The sequence below is a fragment of the Martinezella paranaensis genome (assembly GCF_014200235.1).
Lineage (GTDB): Bacteria > Pseudomonadota > Alphaproteobacteria > Rhizobiales > Rhizobiaceae > Rhizobium > Rhizobium paranaense.
In genome coordinates this window covers 188,949-205,264 of the sequence record NZ_JACHBI010000006.1, presented here as the reverse complement: position 1 = coordinate 205,264, position 16,316 = coordinate 188,949, and the positions used below count along the sequence as shown (strand labels likewise).

General features: G+C 60.7%; 15 protein-coding genes. 9 read left to right on the top strand and 6 right to left on the bottom strand.

Translation table 11 applies throughout. The features are described 5' to 3' along the window. Window positions 1-50: 50 nt before the first annotated feature. The 7 genes from GGD50_RS16805 (at window position 51) to GGD50_RS16775 (ending at window position 7,798) form a co-directional block, all read left to right on the top strand. Window positions 51-938: a carbohydrate ABC transporter permease gene (locus tag GGD50_RS16805; protein WP_183938487.1), complete on the top strand. Its 888-nt coding sequence runs from the start codon at window positions 51-53 to the stop codon at window positions 936-938. Next, entirely contained in the window at window positions 938-1,825 is an 888-nt protein-coding gene (locus tag GGD50_RS16800; protein WP_183938486.1) for a carbohydrate ABC transporter permease, read from the top strand. Before GGD50_RS16805 ends, GGD50_RS16800 begins: the two co-directional genes overlap by 1 nt. 4 nt (window positions 1,826-1,829) lie before the next feature. Further along, window positions 1,830-2,912 (top strand): ABC transporter ATP-binding protein, encoded by a 1,083-nt coding sequence (locus GGD50_RS16795; protein WP_183938485.1) that lies wholly within the window; start codon window positions 1,830-1,832, stop codon window positions 2,910-2,912. Between the two features lie 30 nt (window positions 2,913-2,942). Next, window positions 2,943-4,595, top strand: a complete 1,653-nt coding sequence (locus GGD50_RS16790; RefSeq protein ID WP_183938484.1) for a GMC oxidoreductase — start codon at window positions 2,943-2,945, stop codon at window positions 4,593-4,595. A gap of 265 nt (window positions 4,596-4,860) precedes the next feature. After that, complete coding sequence (locus tag GGD50_RS16785; RefSeq protein WP_183938483.1) at window positions 4,861-6,714, top strand: ABC transporter ATP-binding protein; 1,854 nt, start codon at window positions 4,861-4,863, stop codon at window positions 6,712-6,714. A gap of 171 nt (window positions 6,715-6,885) precedes the next feature. After that, window positions 6,886-7,374, top strand: a complete 489-nt coding sequence (locus GGD50_RS16780; protein WP_183938482.1) for a VOC family protein — start codon at window positions 6,886-6,888, stop codon at window positions 7,372-7,374. 154 nt (window positions 7,375-7,528) lie between these two features. Continuing rightward, the gene (locus GGD50_RS16775; RefSeq protein WP_183938481.1) at window positions 7,529-7,798 is read left to right on the top strand and encodes a GCG_CRPN prefix-to-repeats domain-containing protein; all 270 of its coding nucleotides are present in this window, start codon (window positions 7,529-7,531) and stop codon (window positions 7,796-7,798) included. A 138-nt stretch (window positions 7,799-7,936) separates the two neighbouring features. On the opposite strand, the gene GGD50_RS16770 is transcribed toward GGD50_RS16775, so the two are convergent. Then, window positions 7,937-9,220, bottom strand: coding sequence for a cystathionine gamma-synthase family protein (locus tag GGD50_RS16770; RefSeq protein WP_183938480.1), 1,284 nt, complete (start codon window positions 9,218-9,220; stop codon window positions 7,937-7,939). 256 nt (window positions 9,221-9,476) lie between these two features. On the opposite strand from GGD50_RS16770, the gene GGD50_RS16765 reads away from it, so the two are divergent. Both GGD50_RS16765 and GGD50_RS16760 read left to right on the top strand, forming a co-directional pair. Further along, window positions 9,477-10,364, top strand: a complete 888-nt coding sequence (locus GGD50_RS16765; RefSeq protein WP_183938479.1) for an MBL fold metallo-hydrolase — start codon at window positions 9,477-9,479, stop codon at window positions 10,362-10,364. Window positions 10,365-10,521: 157 nt separating this feature from the next. Then, window positions 10,522-11,541 carry a substrate-binding domain-containing protein gene (locus tag GGD50_RS16760; protein ID WP_183938478.1) on the top strand — a complete coding sequence of 340 codons (1,020 nt, stop codon included), beginning with the start codon at window positions 10,522-10,524 and terminating at the stop codon, window positions 11,539-11,541. A 30-nt stretch (window positions 11,542-11,571) separates the two neighbouring features. On the opposite strand, the gene GGD50_RS16755 is transcribed toward GGD50_RS16760, so the two are convergent. Genes GGD50_RS16755 through GGD50_RS16735 form a run of 5 tightly spaced genes read right to left on the bottom strand, consistent with a single transcriptional unit; the run spans window position 11,572 to window position 16,301 of the window. Continuing rightward, entirely contained in the window at window positions 11,572-12,582 is a 1,011-nt protein-coding gene (locus GGD50_RS16755) for a zinc-dependent alcohol dehydrogenase family protein (protein ID WP_183938477.1), read from the bottom strand. Between the two features lie 59 nt (window positions 12,583-12,641). Next, on the bottom strand, window positions 12,642-13,430 hold the full coding sequence (locus tag GGD50_RS16750) for an L-iditol 2-dehydrogenase (RefSeq protein ID WP_183938476.1): 789 nt from the start codon (window positions 13,428-13,430) through the stop codon (window positions 12,642-12,644). After that, the gene (locus tag GGD50_RS16745; protein WP_183938475.1) at window positions 13,427-14,476 is read right to left on the bottom strand and encodes a carbohydrate kinase family protein; all 1,050 of its coding nucleotides are present in this window, start codon (window positions 14,474-14,476) and stop codon (window positions 13,427-13,429) included. Before GGD50_RS16745 ends, GGD50_RS16750 begins: the two co-directional genes overlap by 4 nt. Next, the gene (locus GGD50_RS16740) at window positions 14,476-15,147 is read right to left on the bottom strand and encodes a D-lyxose/D-mannose family sugar isomerase (RefSeq protein WP_183938474.1); all 672 of its coding nucleotides are present in this window, start codon (window positions 15,145-15,147) and stop codon (window positions 14,476-14,478) included. The genes GGD50_RS16745 and GGD50_RS16740 overlap by 1 nt, the downstream gene beginning before the upstream one ends. Next, window positions 15,147-16,301, bottom strand: coding sequence for a Gfo/Idh/MocA family protein (locus GGD50_RS16735; RefSeq protein ID WP_183938473.1), 1,155 nt, complete (start codon window positions 16,299-16,301; stop codon window positions 15,147-15,149). Before GGD50_RS16735 ends, GGD50_RS16740 begins: the two co-directional genes overlap by 1 nt. Window positions 16,302-16,316: the final 15 nt, after the last annotated feature.

Genomic DNA, 16,316 nt, shown 5'->3' with positions numbered 1-16,316 from the left:
CGGGGATCCCGCCGGTCGGCTCAGCCCATTCCTTTTGAGAGAGTTTGCCGATGCAAGCCAAGCGCAGACGTTCCCTTGCTGCGACCTTTGCACTCCTGCCGACATGGATCGCCGCAATCTTCGTCTATATCGGCACCATGGTCTGGTCGGTCCGGCTGTCTTTCACGGATTCGACGATCTTCCCGTCGTCCAACTATGTCGGCTTTGCCCAATACGCCAGGCTGTTTAAGAATTCACGCTGGCTCGCATCATTGGAAAATGTGCTGATCTTCGGCGTTCTCTATGTCGCAGGCTGCCTCGTCCTCGGCTTCGTGCTGGCGGCCGCCCTTGACCGCAAGGTCCGTTTCGAAAGCGTATTCCGTACCATATTCCTCTATCCCTATGCCATGTCCTTCGTGGTCACGGGCCTTATCTGGCAATGGATGCTGAACCCTACCCTCGGCATTCAGGCCTCCGTCAGAGCGCTCGGCTGGCAAGGCTTCGCGTTCGACTGGATCGTCAATCGTGACATGGCGATTTATACCGTCGTCTTCGCCGGCGTCTGGCAGGGGGCCGGACTTGTCATGGTCATCGCGCTTTCCGGCATGCGCGGCATCGGCGAGGAGCAATGGAAAGCCGCGCAGATCGACGGCATTCCGATCTGGCGCATCTATCTTTCGATCATCCTGCCGCAGCTCGGGCCGGCGCTTGCCGCATCGGGCATGCTGCTTTCCATGGGCGTGATCAAGACCTACGACCTCATCGTCGCGCAGACAGGCGGCGGGCCAGGCTATTCGACCGAAGTGCCGGCAAAATTCATCATGGACAACCTGTTCGAACGCCAGAACCTCGGGCTTGCCAGCGCCGGCGCCACCGTGTTGGTGCTTTCCGTCGTCATGGCCGTCGCCCCGTTCCGCTATGCGCTCGCCATGCGCGCCAGAAGAAGGGGAGCGCATTGATGACAACCCGCCCCCATCCTCGCGGCCCCAAGCCGTCCAGGCTCAGCGTCGGCCAGATCGGTCTCTACGCCTTCCTGATCCTGTCGGCGCTGTTTTTCCTGTTGCCGCTCTATACGATGCTCGTCACCTCACTGAAGTCGATGGCAGAGATCCGGGAGGGCCACATCTTCGCCCTGCCGGCAGCCATCGATTTCGATGCATGGAAGACCGCATGGTCGGGAGCCTGCATGGGAACACAATGCCTTGGCGTGCGCATCGGGTTCTGGAATTCGGTCAAGATAACCGTGCCGGCTGTGGCGATTTCCGTCTTCATCGGCGCGATCAACGGTTATGCCCTCTCCTTCTGGCGGCCGAGAGGCTCGGGCCTGCTCTTCGGACTGCTGATGGCCGGCGGCCTCATCCCCTATCAGATCTTCCTTTATCCGCTGGTGCGGCTGCTCGCTAATATGAGCCTCTATAATTCGGTGGCCGGCGTGGTCCTCGTTCACGTGATCTTCGGCCTGCCGCTGGTGACGCTGCTGTTCCGCAATTATTTCGTCGCCATACCCGAAGAACTCTGCAAGGCCGCCCGCGTCGATGGCGCCGGCTTCTGGCGGATCTTCGTCGAGATCATGCTGCCCATGTCGGTACCGATGGTCGTCGTCGCTTCCATCTTCCAGTTCACCGGCATTTGGAACGACTTCCTGATCGGCCTGGTCTTTGCCGGACGGGACAATCTGCCAATGACGGTGCAACTCAACAACATCGTCAATACCACCATGGGCGAGCGCGCCTACAATGTGAACATGGCCGCCACCATCCTGACCGCCATTGTTCCACTCACTATCTATTTCTTCTCCGGCCGCTGGTTCCTGCGTGGTGTCGCCGCCGGCGCCGTCAAAGGATAACGCAATGCAGCCTGCCGTATCCGTAAAGGACCTCAAGATTGCCTATGGCGATCACACCGTCATCGAGAAGATGTCGATCGATATCGCACCACGCGAATTCCTAGTGCTGCTCGGACCATCCGGCTGCGGAAAGTCGACCCTGCTCAATACGATCGCGGGTCTTCAGGATATCAGCGACGGCGAGATCTGGATATCCGACAAGAACGTCACCTGGGCCGAGCCGAAGGATCGCGGCATCGGCATGGTCTTCCAATCCTATGCGCTTTATCCACGCATGTCGGTGCGCAAGAATCTATCCTTCGGCCTGCGCGTTGCGGGGCTTCCAAAGGCCGAGATCGAGGCGCGCATTGCCCGAACCGCTTCGCTTCTCCATCTCGACACACTGCTCGACCGCCGGCCTTCTGAATTGTCTGGCGGTCAGCGCCAGCGTGTCGCAATCGGCCGCGCGCTGGTGCGCGAGGTCAACGTCTTCCTGTTCGACGAGCCGCTTTCCAATCTCGATGCCAAGCTACGCAACGAATTGCGCGTCGAGATCAAAAAGCTGCATCAGAGCCTCGGCAACACGATGATCTACGTGACCCACGATCAGGTCGAAGCGCTGACCCTTGCCGACCGCATTGCCATCATGAAGGACGGCGTAATCCAGCAGCTTGCCAGCCCCTCCGAAATCTACCATCGCCCCGCCAACCTTTTCGTCGCCGGTTTCATCGGGGCGCCGGCGATGAACTTCATCAAGGGCGAGATCGCAATCAAGGCGCAGGCCCCGGTCTTTGAAAGCAACGACCTGACCATCGACCTGACCGACTATCCTTTTCTGGCACCCGTCGCGCCAGGTCCTGCTACGCTCGGCATCCGGCCGGAACACATCGCGCCGGACGGCGCCGCGAGCGATTGGCCTTCCATTCCCGGCATCGTCTCGGTCGTCGAGCCAATGGGAGCAGACACCGTGTTGTGGTTCGACTGGGCGGGACAAAGTCTTTCCTACCGCATCATGGGGGACGCCGCACTCCAGCCGGGCACGGCGATCAAGCCAGGGCTCGATGTCGCCAAAGCCTCCCTCTTCGACGCTGACGGCGCCCGCCTCTAAAGCCACTTTCACCCCATACGGAAGCTACCCATGTCTCAGACTGTCTACGACGCGTTGGTGATCGGTTCGGGCGCTGCCGGCTCCTTCGCCGCCAAGGAATTGACCGCTCAGGGGCTCTCAGTGCTTTTGCTCGAAGCTGGTCCCGCAGTGAGCCGGAAGGATTTCGATCCGGCTCGCAAGAAGCTGCCGGCCAGCAGCATCAACATATGGGAGCGCGCACGCGCCACGATAAAGGGCCAGCCCATCCAGGCGCGCGCCGCCTTCTTCACCGAGCGTTTCAGCCATTTCTTCGTCAACGACCGGAAAAACCCCTACACAACCCCGAGGGATGCGCCGTTCCTGTGGATTCGTGGCCGGCAGGGCGGTGGTCGCCTGCACAGCTTCGGTCGCGTGCTGCTGCGCTGGACGGATGACGACTTCAAGATCCAGTCGCGCACAGGCAAAGGTGTGGACTGGCCGGTCAGCTATGACGATCTCGTGCCCTATTACGAGGAGGTTGAATCCAGCCTTGGGCTCTATGGCAATCCTGACGGCGTCGAGACACTGCCGGACGGCGTCTATGCGCGTCCGGCAAAACTCACGCCGGCCGAACAAATCTTCAAGAGCGAAGTGGAAGGTCGCTGGCCGCACCGGCACGTTGTGTCTTGGCGCTATATCGCGCCGGACGCAGAGCGTACGCCGAAGCCGTTGCGCGAGGCGCTCGCGACCGGACGGCTGACCATTCGCCACGATGCCATCGTCCGCCGCATTGCGACGGATGAGCAAGGTACCCGGGCAACCGGCGCCGAGTTCGTCGATCGCATCACCGGCAAGGTCGAGACCGCGCATGCTGGTCTCCTGGTGCTCTCTGCCTCGCCGATCGAAAGCGTGCGGCTGCTTTTGAATTCGGCATCCGCCAGGCATCCAGAAGGATTGGGCAACAGCTCTGGTGCGCTCGGGCGTTATTTCATGGACCAGCTGCCGTGCCTGGCCTTTGGCTCCTTTTCGAAGGCAAAGGGCTGGGCGGCCGACGACTCGGCTCCAACGGACCCATTCTACAATCCATCCGGTGGCATCTTTGTGCCGCGTTTTGGACCCGACGATGCCGGCCGCGGCGATTTCGATTATCAGGGCAGCATCGGCCGCGCACCGACGCCGCACGACGGCTCAGCGCGGTTAGCATTCTTCGGTTTCGGCCGAATGTTGCCCTACGCCGACAATCGCATCACGCTCAATGCCCGGCGCAAGGATGCCTGGGACATCCCCGTTCCCCATATCCGCTGTGTCATGGGCGAAGAAGAGCATGCGCTTCTCGGCCAGCAGGAAGAGGTGCTCATCGACATGGTGCACAGCGTCGACGGCGATCTCGAGTTCATCGGATCCCCCACCGGTCTTAGGGAAATGGGACGCGGCGCCTTCCCCGATGCCGATCCATTCAGCCGCTTCATGTTCCGAAAATGGTTCCGCAAAACGATGTGCATGGGCGCGGCGATCCACGAAACGGGCGGCGCCCGCATGGGAAATGACCGACAGAATTCGGTGCTCAACCCCTACAACCAACTCTGGGACGCACCCAATGTCATCGTCACGGACGCCAGCGCCTTCCCCGGCAGCGGCATCGCCGGCACGACGCTCACCGTCATGGCACTAACGATCCGTGCATGTCGAAATCTCGTCGACCGATACCGAACGGGTCGCGTGTAGAGACCGTTCGCGGTCCCAGAATGTATATGCAGGACCTGAGCCGGGGCGGATCAGAGTGCACGAAAGCGCATTACCGAGGCTTTAGTTGCGACCTCGTCTGGCTGCCTGCCTTTCGATCTTGTCGCCGACCTTAGACCCAGACTCGCGACACCCGTTACTTACACCCATCAAAACTTCCAATTGAGATTGCAGACTGAAGATGGTCCTATGCGGCCCGCGTAGCTGACTGCCCTCGCCTTCCTCCCGATTTTTGACCGAGCGGCCCATGTCGATTTCAGATGCGATCTACAGTCCCTTCGAAAAGCTCATCCGGCCGCTCGATATCCCCTACCAGCCACTGCCTTCAAGCGGCCCTGTGGCCGTGCTTTTGCACTTCATCTCGATGTTCCGCGGCGTTCTGATCGCATTGGCGCTTTCCTCCGTCGCGGTTGAGGCCATCAATCTGACGATCGTCTGGGGGCTTTCGGTCATCGTGGATGGCGTAACGCAAAAGGGTGCCGTCGCGTTCCTGCATGGCGAATGGCCACTGCTTGTCGTCCTCGGTCTACTCATCTTTCCAGGCATGCCCGTTGCCTCGTTCCTTTTGAACACGCTCACCTCGCATACGCTCACAATCGCCATGCCTGCTGCAATCCAATGGCAGGGTCACAAGGCGGTGGAGCGGCAGGATCTCGCCTTTTTTCATGATCTTTTTGCTGGACAAGTCGCCTCGCGCCTGTCGCAGGTGGCCTCCGCGGTCCAGCAGCAGATCATTACCGCCTTCCAATGGGTGCCGCGCTCCCTTTTTCAGATGGTCGGCTCGATGATCCTGCTGAGTGCCCTGTCCTGGCAACTCGCATTGCCCGTCCTCGTATGGATCATGCTCAATGTTGCGCTTTCCGTCAGATTGGTGCCGACTTTCGTGGAACGCTCGCGTCGCTCCGCCAAGCGGCGCAGCCTCGTCTCCGGCGCCATTACCGATCTCTACAGCAACATGCAGATGATCAAACAGTTCGCGGCCGAAGACAGCGAAGCGGGCGCCATTCGCCGCATCATTCAAAAGGCCGTCGGGACGCAACACAAGGAACAGCGCATCTACCGAACGGCCGAACTAACAGTCGTGGTGCTCAATATGGCGCTCTGGCTGGGGATGATTTCGATCGGGTTTTCGGGCCTCGTCAATGGCTTTCTGACAGTCGGGCAGTTTGTCGCCGCGGTCTACATCCTCCAACGGCTGTCCGGGCAAACCTTCACCTTTTTGCAGATGGGCCAGCAGATCTTCCAGGCGATAGGCACAATCAAGGACGCCATGCCGGTGATGACGACGCCGCCCAGCATAATCGACCGGCCAGACGCGACCGACCTGCAGGTTAGCCGCGGAGAAATCCGTTTCGAAGATGTTCGCTTCGCCTACAAGTCCGGCAGGCAGGTGATCAACGAGCTGTCGCTGACGGTTCGGCCCGGCGAAAAGGTTGGCCTGGTCGGCCTTTCAGGAGCCGGCAAGACCACCCTGGTCAGCCTACTATTGCGCTTCTACGACATAGGGGACGGCGCGATCTTGATCGACGGGCAGGACATCCGCACGGTCACGCAGGCAAGCCTTCGCCGCAATATCGGGGTCATCGCGCAGGACGTCGCGCTGCTGCATCGTTCGGTCGGCGACAATATCCGTTACGGCCGGCCGGAGGCGACGCAGGACGAGATCGAACGGGTAGCGACGATGGCAAATGCCGATGTCTTTATTGCCGAACTTGCCGATGGCGACGGCCGCGAGGGCTACGATGCCTTCGTCGGCGACCGCGGTATCAAGCTTTCCGGCGGCCAGCGCCAGCGTGTCGCCATCGCGCGTGTTCTGTTGAAGGACGCACCTATCCTAGTGCTAGACGAGGCGACCTCCGCCCTTGACAGCGAATCCGAGGCCGCCATCCAGGAAAAGCTCAACCTGGTGATGGACGGAAAGACGGTGATTGCCATCGCACACCGCCTGTCGACGATTGCCCGGATGGACCGAATTGTCGTGCTCGATCAAGGGGGCATCGTGGAAGAAGGCAGGCCGGATAAACTGGTCGAACAGGGTGGGCTCTTTACCCGGCTATGGAAACGCCAGACCGGCGGCTTTATTCCGGACGAAATCAGCTAGCCTTTGCCGGGATTGCTTCTGACCCAACTGACGGGCTGACGCCGCCGCTACTTTGGCAGAGCCGGATAGCTCGACCATTTAGACGCGAAAAATGGCTGTAAGGGCTGGAGAAAGACGGTTTGCCCCTTACTTCACCAGGGAATGGGAAACGAACAGCGAAAGGACCACGCAATGGCAAAGAACACGATCTGCGTATGGTACGACAAAGACGCTGAAGCCGCCGCCCGCTTTTATGCCGAGACTTTTCCCGACAGCGCGGTCGGTGCCATCATTCGTGCACCCGGAAACTATCCGGCGGGCCAGCAGGGGGACGTCCTGGTTGTTGAATTCACCGTTGCGGGTATCCCTTGCATCGGTCTGAATGGCGGTTCCGGGATCACACACAACGAAGCCTTCTCATTTCAGATCTCAACGGACAATCAGGAAGAAACCGACCGCTACTGGAACGCCATTGTCGGCAACGGCGGCCAGGAAAGCGCCTGTGGCTGGTGCAAAGACAAATGGGGCGTGTCGTGGCAGATCACACCGCGCGTATTGATGGAAGCCGTCGCAGCCGGCGGTGATCAAGCAAAGCGTGCCTTCGATGCGATGATGACCATGAAGAAGATCGATGTCGCGGCGATCGAAGCGGCACGACGCGGCTGCGGCATCAGCGGATGAGATTTTTGTCAGAGCGTCAGCGCCTGGCCAGCAGCAACCCGGCCGCAGCGGCATTCCAAAATATTTTTGGCGCGCGCGATAAAAATGGCCGGTTTGAGCGTTAGGGTGTGTATTCCGGATGCAGGGTGCATTCGGATGGTCAGAGGAAGACATGATGAAAAAGCTGCTTATCATAGCCCTCACATCCGTAGGGGCATTAATCGCAATCGCTTCCACAGCCAACGCAGCACAAGGATGCGGTGCCGGATATCACCGCGGTCCCTACGGCCATTGCCGTCCGAACGTCGCCACCGGCGGCACGGTCGTTGTCGTGCCGCCAGGGGGGCCAAGGGTCGGCGTTTATTATCATGGACGAGGCTATTGGGATGGCCGCCGTTACTGGGTGAATCGTGAGCGGTATCACGGCGGTTGGCGCTACTATTAAGGGCAGCTTCGCTGGGTCGGTTCATCGACCGGCCCAGTCCTTAATGGAAACGGCATCGGCTTGATTGCTTCAAATCAGCCGACTTGATCACGACCTGTTTGTCAAGCTTCCGTGTCGACCCACGCGCGCATCTTCGCGTTACGCTTCGTCGAGCGCCTGACCCAGATCGGCGATGAGATCGTCAGGATGCTCGATGCCGATCGAAAGACGGATGGTCGATTCCAGCACTCCGATGCGCTGGCGCACCTCGGCCGGCACGCCCGAATGCGTCATCGTCGCGGGATGGGAGGCGAGCGATTCCGTCCCGCCGAGGCTGACGGCGAGTTTGAAGACCTGCAATGCGTTCAAAAACCTGAACGAAGCAGGTTGGCCGCCCTTGATATCGAAGGAGAACGTCGAGCCGGCACCGGTGCACTGGGCTTCGAATGTACGGCCTGTCGCTGAATTCGCATCGGCGTAGGACAAGTAGTGAATCTGTTCGACCTTCTCATGATTGTGCAGGAAGTCCGCCACAGCCATTGCATTGCTGTTTGCACGTTCCATGCGGATCTGCAGCGTCTCCAGAGACCGCCCCAGCATCCAGCAAGAATGAGGATCGAGCTGGGTGCCGATCGAGCCTCTGAGCGCCTTTACCTGAGCAACGATCGCTTTTTTACCGAGCACGGCGCCCGCGATCAGGTCGGAATGGCCGCCGATATATTTCGTCAGCGAGTAAAGCGAGATGTCCGCACCGTGGTCGATGGGCCGCTGGAAGACCGGGCCAAGAAGCGTGTTGTCGCACACGAAGATCGGCCGATGCCCCTGCTTCTCACCGATCGCATCCGTTATGCGTCGGATCATCGCGATGTCGACGAGAGTGTTGGTCGGGTTGGCGGGCGTCTCGATGAGAATGACGGAGACGCGTCCCTTCGCCATTGCTTCCTCCGCCGCGGCCCGGACGGAAGCTTCCTCGACGCCGTCAGCGAAGCCCACCGCTGAGACGCCGAGATTGAGGAATGTCTTGGCGAGCAAAGTTTCCGTGCCGCCATAGAGCGGCTGCGAATGGAGAATGGCGTCACCGGGGCGGACGAATGCAAGCAGGGCGGTGGAGATGGCCGACATGCCGGAAGAGAATACTGCGCCGCTCTCCGTGCCTTCATAAACCGCGAGACGATCCTCGACGATCTCGCTATTCGGATGATTGAAACGCGAGTAGACGAGGCCCGCGCCTCTTCCCTCCGGTGGCACCTTCCGACCTGAGACGTAGTCAAAGAAGTCGCGGCCGTCCTCGGCGGATTTGAAGACAAAGGTCGATGTTAGGAAGACAGGCGGCTTCACGGCCCCCTCGGAAAGTTCGGGATCATAGCCGTAGTTGAGCATCTGGGTTTCCGGATGCAGGATCTGGTTTCCGACACGGGTTTTTGACGGGTGCGGCGCGGTCATGGAACGTCTCCTTGATCAAGGGTACGGGCTCGCATCGCGGACCAAGACAATCCGAGCGAACTATCAGTGATATCTGGAGCGGCAACGCGCAGTGAAAAGACCAGCGCCTCTACGTCAAGAGGATAACCTTACGCGGGGATAGGAGGCGAATGCTGGGTCCCGCTTTCCGATCTTGCCGGACACTGATTTATGCCATGTCCGAACTGCGGAGATTCGCGTAGGATGCGCTGGCATTCTCGCTCAAGAGGGAACTGGCATGACGGGTCATAAGATTCCAGCAAAATTGCTTGCGGTAGCAATTTTGACGCTCGCGAACCAAGGACTTGCTTTCGCACAGATGCCGCCGCAACAGCCGGATGCGAAGGCCTTCAAACTGGGCAAGCTCGACATTGCCGCCCTGCACGACGCGCAGTTTGTCCAGCCTAATGACGGCAAGATATTTGGTCTTGACCATAGCCCAGCCGAGGTCGCGGATTTGCTGAAGGCGGCGGGCGCGCCGACCGATACGGTCACCCTTAGCGTCGACGCCCTGCTGGTCAAATCGGACCGGCACCTCGTCCTGATCGACACCGGTGTCGGCGGCGCGCTGCAGGACAGCCTGGCAAAAGCCGGCTACCACGCGGATGCGGTCGATGAAATCCTGATCACCCATTCTCATCCGGATCACGTTGGCGGACTGGTTTCGAATGGAAAGCTCGCTTTTCCAAATGCCACGATCCGCATGTCGGAAACGGAGTGGTCCTATGCCAAGGCAAATGAAAAGCTGGCTGATGTCGTCAAGGTCATCAAGGACCGTGTCAAGACATTCACGCCTGGCGGTCAGGTTGTTCCCGGGATCACATCGGTTGCCATGAGCGGTCACACTCCCGGCCATGTCGGCTACCAGATCACCTCGGGAAAAGAGACGCTGTTCGATGTCGGCGACACTGTTCACAGCTCCATCATTTCGCTTGCCAAGCCGGATTGGGCGCTATCGTTCGACGGCGATAAGCCGGAAGCCGAGCAGAACCGTGTGAAAACGCTGAACACGCTCGCAAAGAGCCATGAGAGGATTTTCGCGCCCCACTTTCCGTTCCCTGGCGTGGGATATGTCGCGGCAGAAGGCGACCACTTCAAATGGACTCCGGATGACAAGTCCGAATAGCTCGAGAATATAACCGGGTCGGCGGCAGAAAGGTCTTTGATTGGCTCGTCTTGCGCTTGATGCAGTCTCCTGCTGTGATTAAGTCAATGACGACGTGGGTGAATTTCGGCAACTCGTCTCATGACTGTTCGAAGACCCGGGAAAGAAATACGAGCACGTGACGACCAGCATCAGACATATCGCCAAACTCGCCGGAACATCGGTCTCGTCGGTATCACGCGTGCTTAACAATAGTGGTTATGCCTCGCCCGAACTCAGGGACCGTGTGGAAGCGGCCATTCGCGCGCTGAACTATACGCCGAGCAAAGGGGCGCGCATGCTGCGCGGTGCGCCAAGCCGGATGATCGGGCTGATGCTGCCATCGATCGACGTGCCGTTCTTCGGGATTCTGGCCCATACGATTGAACAGGAGTTGTTCCAGCGCGGCTATCAGACGTTGATCTGCAGCACGGCGGAGAACATGGACCACGAGGCGCGCTACATGTCTATGTTGCTTGCCCAGCGCGCCGATGGCGTCATCGTGGCCAGTGCCTTTGGCAGCATCGAGCACTTCGAGGTCCTGCGGGATGCCCATATCCCGATCGTCGCGATCGACCGTGAACTGAGCGGCATTGCCGACGACGCGGTCATGGCCGATCACGAGGAAGGTGGACACCTGATGGCGCGTCACCTGATCGGCCTCGGCCACCGGTCGATTGCCATCGTCGGCGCGCCGGCCCATAGCCAGCCCGTTCAGCTTCGCCTCCGGGGTATTTCGGCGGAAATGGCGAAACACGGGATCACGCCGGCCGTCGTGACAATGGCCGAGGAGCACAGCTTCGCGGCAACCTACCCGTTGGCACGGGATCTGTTGGCGGCGCTCCCGGAGATCACGGCGATCATCGGCACGACCGATATTTCGGCGATTGCGGCAATCCATGCGGTTCAGGATCGCGGTTTTTCCGTTCCGGGCGATTATTCGGTGATCGGTTTCGATGACCTGCCCGAGGCCGCCTATGTCTTTCCCCGGCTAACGACGGTCGCGCAGCCGATCCGCGATGTCGGGCAGCGGGCGGCACAGCGGCTGGAAACGCTGATCGCGGAACACCAAGCGGGGCACGAACTGCGACCGGGCGCCGTCGTGAAAGTACCGGTTACCCTGATCCAGCGGGATTCGACCGGATCCGTCCGCGGCTGAGGCGTACTGAGCCCGTGGCGTGACCATTCGCTAGGGGCGGACGATGACCTTGATCTCGCCTGGCAATGGCGCGCTCCCCACGACCTCCGCGACCTCTTCGAGACCTATGGTCTTGGTCACCAACATATCCAGCTCCAATGCCCCACGCGCAACCAATGCCGCAGCCCGCGAATGGGTGAACGGATTGAGATAGGCCGGTCTTATGTCGACTTCGTTGACGAGTAGATCGAACGGCAGGACAGGCACCTCGACACCTCTGGGCGTTACTCCGAAAAGCACGAAGTTGCCGCCGCGCCGTGTCATTTGCAGGCCGGTCTGCAAGGTCTCGGGAACGCCTGCGCACTCGATGACGACATCCGCGCCACCATGGGTGACGTCTCGAACAGCCGCGACCGCGTCCGAAGCCGTCGGGTCGAAGGCATGCGTCGCACCCAGGCGCAGCGCAGTTTGGCGTCTCGAGAGCTGCCGCGTGATCAAAATCACCTGGCTTGCACCAGCAAGGCGGGCCAATTGCACCATGAGCAGACCGATCACCCCCCCTCCGAGGATTGCGACGCTCTCGCCCGGACGGATCTCCGCCTTGTCGATGGCATGAAGACAGCAGGCAAGCGGCTCGCAGAAAGCGCCATGCACGGGATCGAGATCGGCAGGCAGCGTGAATGCCTGGCGGTACGGCAACGCCACATATTCGGCAAAACCGCCATCCCGGGTCACGCCGATCGCGGTCAAACCCTCGCACAAATTCACCCGCCCGCGCGCACAAGCATGGCAGCGACCACAGGCGATATTGGGGTCTACGGTCACCAGCTCGCCGCCGGTAAAGCCTGTGACCTGCTCGCCGACCACTTCCACGATGCCGCAGAATTCATGGCCCATCGTGACCGGAATCGCCGTCGGATACTCGCCTTTATACATGTGGCGATCGGAGCCGCAGATGCCGGCGGCAAGGACACGGACAAGCAATTCGCCCGGCCGCGCAGCCGGCTTCTCGACACTGCGCATGGTCATGGACGCGATCGACTCCAAGCGGACAGCTTTCATTCCTCTCCTCCTCGCTGATGCTTTCATATCGCAGGCCTGGGAAGGTTCCGCCTAAACGATTAGCCCATGACGTTGCCGCCATCGACATTGTAGCACTGTGCCACGATGTATGCCGCATCCGGCCCGGCCAGAAAGGCAGCCATGGCAGCCTGCTCCTCGGGCCTACCAAATCGCCCGGCCGGAACGGCGGCGGCCACGCGACGTTTCACCTCGCCAGGCTGCAAACCTTCGCGGCTCCCAAGTTTCGCATCGACGACGTCCCACATTGGCGTATCGACCACGCCGGGAGCGATGGCGTTCACGTTGATGCCATAACGGATCAATTCCAGAGCACAGCTTTGGGTGATGCTGATGACGGCGGCTTTGGAGGCGCAATAAGCGACGGCCGGCCCCTCGCCGCGGCGGCCGGCCTGGGACGAGAAATTGATGATGCGTCCGCCCTCACCTCTTTCCACCATGTGCCGGGCAACCGCCTGCGTCATGAAAATTACGCCTTCGATATTGACCTGGAAGACCCTGGCCGTGCGCTCGCGCGATATCTCCAGAATGGATTGGACGTCGTAAATGCCTGCGGCGTTCACCAGGATGTCGATCTGCCCGGCGGTCTCTATCGAGAAGCGGACGGCAGCGTCGATGCTCTCCTGGCTGGTCACGTCGAGCGCCACGCCCCAGGCATCAGGCCCGATCGCCTGCGCGACGCCTGCACATCGTTCGCCGTCGAGATCCGCGACGATGACCTTCGCGCCTTCCGCCGCGAAGCGTTCACACACAGCCTTGCCGATACCACTCGCGCCTCCCGTAACCAATGCCACCTTTCCGGAAAGCCGAGATGTCTGCTCAGAGTTCATCGCGTCAACTCCTCCATGTCCTCCAACAGGACCGTCATGTTGGGAATGCCATCTGTGGCGGTCGCGCCCGCAAGGCAATGTGCAGCCGCGCCATGGGCGGCGGCGCAGATATCCTCAACAGGCCAATCCTCATGCAAGCCGTAGAGCACGGCAGCGCAGAAGGCATCTCCGGCGCCGACGGTGCTGACGATATCAGGCGGCTCGACAGGCCGCGAACGCGTGACGATCGGTGAAGCGGCGGGCGCAAACCAGAAACAGATTTCCGGCGCATGGATGATTGCGCCTTTGGTGACGCCCGCCGCAAGCAGGCGTTCGCCCGCGTCCAGAAGCCCGGCCTCGATCAGATTCCCCTCCGCGTCGCGAACGGTAACGCTCGTTGCCCTGCCCGCCTCTATCTCGTTGATGATCAGGAAATCGCAAAAGGGCAGAGCGACACCCACCTTGGCGGCGAATTCCGGGTCTTCGCTCGAAACGAAATCCACGCAGGTCGCGAGCCCCGCGCGCTGCGCGGCTTCCAGTAGGCGCGATGCCCCCGACCGACCATCCGGGCCGATCTGGTCGAGCCCGGGCAACAGCATCAGATAGCCAAGATAGAAGAGCCGGTAACCGGCTCTGGCGAAGGTCTGGGGCGAGACGAGCGCATCCGTGACCGCATCATTGGCACCGCCATGGTAGAAGAAAGTGCGGTTCTGGCCAGGTACGTTCATGACATGCGTGTGAGCCGTCACCCGATCGGTAAGAGCCGTCAAGCCGCCGATATTGATGCCTGCGGACAAAAGGCGTGCCTTGACGATCTCTCCGTCCGGATCGGCGCCGATGCATCCCGCCGCCGCCAGCTTTCCGGGAAAGCCGAGTGAGGCGAGGTCGGTGACGACATTGGCCGCCCCGCCGCCAACCCCCAAATCCTGGTGCAGGATATAAGCGAGGTTACCCTGCTCCGGCCAATAGGACAGGGTGTGGACGCGATCGACGATGAAGTTTCCCGCGCAGACGATACCGCCCGGCTTTTGGCTGTCGCGGCTGTGAACCTCCTCCCCGGTTCGCATCAGCCGCCTCCCTCGTTCCATAGGGGTCTGAGCGGTGGCTCGTCCTCCTCGATCGCGGCAAAGCGGCCGATCGGTTCCAGAAAGAAGTTGTCGCTATTGTCGTCGTTGACCTGGCTGACTTCGCCGACAAGGACAGGCCCGCCCCCTTTCCTGCCGTAAAAGCGATGATAAAGCCCGGTGCGGATCGTCACGCTCTGGCCAGGCCCGAGAACCAACGGCTCCCATGCGGCAAGCCGGTGTGGCAATCCATCGACCGGAACCGTCACATCATCGTTCAGCGCATGGCCGTCGGTATCGGCGGCGGCGAATTCGATCACGAGATCGCCGCCGGCGCGGTTGATGATGTCTTCCATCTTCGCGGCATGACGGTGCGTCGGCGTCACCTGACCCTCCTCGACGAAGAGCAGCTTTTCGGCATAGGTGCGCTCGCCCTCGACACCGACGATGCCGTTGCGCAGGCAGAACAGCACGAGACCGCATTCGGCGAAGCGGTTGGAGCCGAAATCGGTGACATCCCAACCGAGCTGATGGGCGCGCAGATAGCTTGCGGCCTGCGGACGAGCGGCAAACTCCGCCGCCGTCCAATATCCCCACTCCGGCAGGGACCAAGGCCAGCGTTCGAGGGTCTCGCTTGCGCGCCGCAGCGCGGCGTTGATTTCGGAGCGCTTCATCAGACTGTCGCTCCGTCATATTCGACCGAAACGACTGCATCCTCGCGGCCGGATTTCAGAGCGGCCGTCAGCACCGCGTGATGCGCCTGCGCCTCCGCCGGCGTGGCGCAGGCAAAACCGTTGGCATTTCCTCCGGCAAGCTCATCGACGAAGGCCGCCCACATCTGCTGTATGGCATCGGCAAAGCCGAATTCGAAGATCTTGCCGGTGATCGCCGGAAACAGCGAACCATATCCGAGATCCTCGGTGCTCCAGGCCTGCGCGCCGCCATCATAGTCCATCCACTGCCATTGGCGCGGCGACTTCGTGCTGAAGAATGCGCTCTTCTTCATGCCGAGAATGCGAATGTACCAGGTATTGGATTCGCCGGGCGCAATGCGCCAGGTTTTCAGGACCATCGGGAAATCCTGATCCCCGGTGCGCACGCGAGCGCTGATCGTGGCATTGTCCCAGGTGGTGCAGGGCAGCATGCCGCCCTTGCCGTCAGGACGTTCGGTGACCTTTTTGACCAGTTGCGCATGCAGCGTTTGCGGGCGCCAGCCAAGGCGCAGCGGCACATGTAGCACATGCATGCCGAGATCGCCCATGCAGCCATATTGGCCGTTGATATCCGCCATGCGCTTCCAGTTGATCGGCTTCTGCCGGTCGATATCCGAGGAATGCAGGAAGCCCGCTTCGACTTCGAGGATATCCCCCATCTCGCCGCTTTTGGCGAGGGCGATGACCTTCTGTGCACCAGGGAAGAAAGGCATTTCCGACGAGCAGCGGACGAGGAGATCGGGATGCTCGGCGAGCGCAGCCATGATTGCCCGGTTCTGTGCGGCATCCATGCCGAACGGTTTTTCGCCGAGAAGATGCTTTCCGGCTTTCAGGACGTCGATATGGAACTGCCGGTGCAGCACATGCGGGACAGCGCAATAGATCGCATCGACCTCGGGGTTGGCCAGAAGCTCTTGATAGTCGGCAGTGAATTGCCGGACAGTCGGCACGTTGTCCCGGAACCAGTCGAGCAGCACCGTGTTGGTGTCGCAGACAGCGATGATTTCCGGCCGCGCCTTCATGTCGGCCAAATGCAACCAGCGCGCCGCGGCGCTCGCAAACTCACGCCCCATCAGACCGCAGCCGATGACGCCGAAGCGGAATATCTTGGTCATGTCTCCTCCTCCCAA

Bases quoted from the DNA above. Each gene is read 5' to 3' on its own strand.
- GGD50_RS16805 (WP_183938487.1), top strand. From the start codon at position 51: ATGCAAGCCAAGCGCAGACGTTCCCTTGCTGCGACCTTTGCACTCCTG.
- GGD50_RS16800 (WP_183938486.1), top strand. From the start codon at position 938: ATGACAACCCGCCCCCATCCTCGCGGCCCCAAGCCGTCCAGGCTCAGC.
- GGD50_RS16795 (WP_183938485.1), top strand. From the start codon at position 1,830: ATGCAGCCTGCCGTATCCGTAAAGGACCTCAAGATTGCCTATGGCGAT.
- GGD50_RS16790 (WP_183938484.1), top strand. From the start codon at position 2,943: ATGTCTCAGACTGTCTACGACGCGTTGGTGATCGGTTCGGGCGCTGCC.
- GGD50_RS16785 (WP_183938483.1), top strand. From the start codon at position 4,861: ATGTCGATTTCAGATGCGATCTACAGTCCCTTCGAAAAGCTCATCCGG.
- GGD50_RS16780 (WP_183938482.1), top strand. From the start codon at position 6,886: ATGGCAAAGAACACGATCTGCGTATGGTACGACAAAGACGCTGAAGCC.
- GGD50_RS16775 (WP_183938481.1), top strand. From the start codon at position 7,529: ATGAAAAAGCTGCTTATCATAGCCCTCACATCCGTAGGGGCATTAATC.
- GGD50_RS16770 (WP_183938480.1), bottom strand. From the start codon at position 9,220: ATGACCGCGCCGCACCCGTCAAAAACCCGTGTCGGAAACCAGATCCTG.
- GGD50_RS16765 (WP_183938479.1), top strand. From the start codon at position 9,477: ATGACGGGTCATAAGATTCCAGCAAAATTGCTTGCGGTAGCAATTTTG.
- GGD50_RS16755 (WP_183938477.1), bottom strand. From the start codon at position 12,582: ATGAAAGCTGTCCGCTTGGAGTCGATCGCGTCCATGACCATGCGCAGT.
- GGD50_RS16750 (WP_183938476.1), bottom strand. From the start codon at position 13,430: ATGAACTCTGAGCAGACATCTCGGCTTTCCGGAAAGGTGGCATTGGTT.
- GGD50_RS16745 (WP_183938475.1), bottom strand. From the start codon at position 14,476: ATGCGAACCGGGGAGGAGGTTCACAGCCGCGACAGCCAAAAGCCGGGC.
- GGD50_RS16740 (WP_183938474.1), bottom strand. From the start codon at position 15,147: ATGAAGCGCTCCGAAATCAACGCCGCGCTGCGGCGCGCAAGCGAGACC.
- GGD50_RS16735 (WP_183938473.1), bottom strand. From the start codon at position 16,301: ATGACCAAGATATTCCGCTTCGGCGTCATCGGCTGCGGTCTGATGGGG.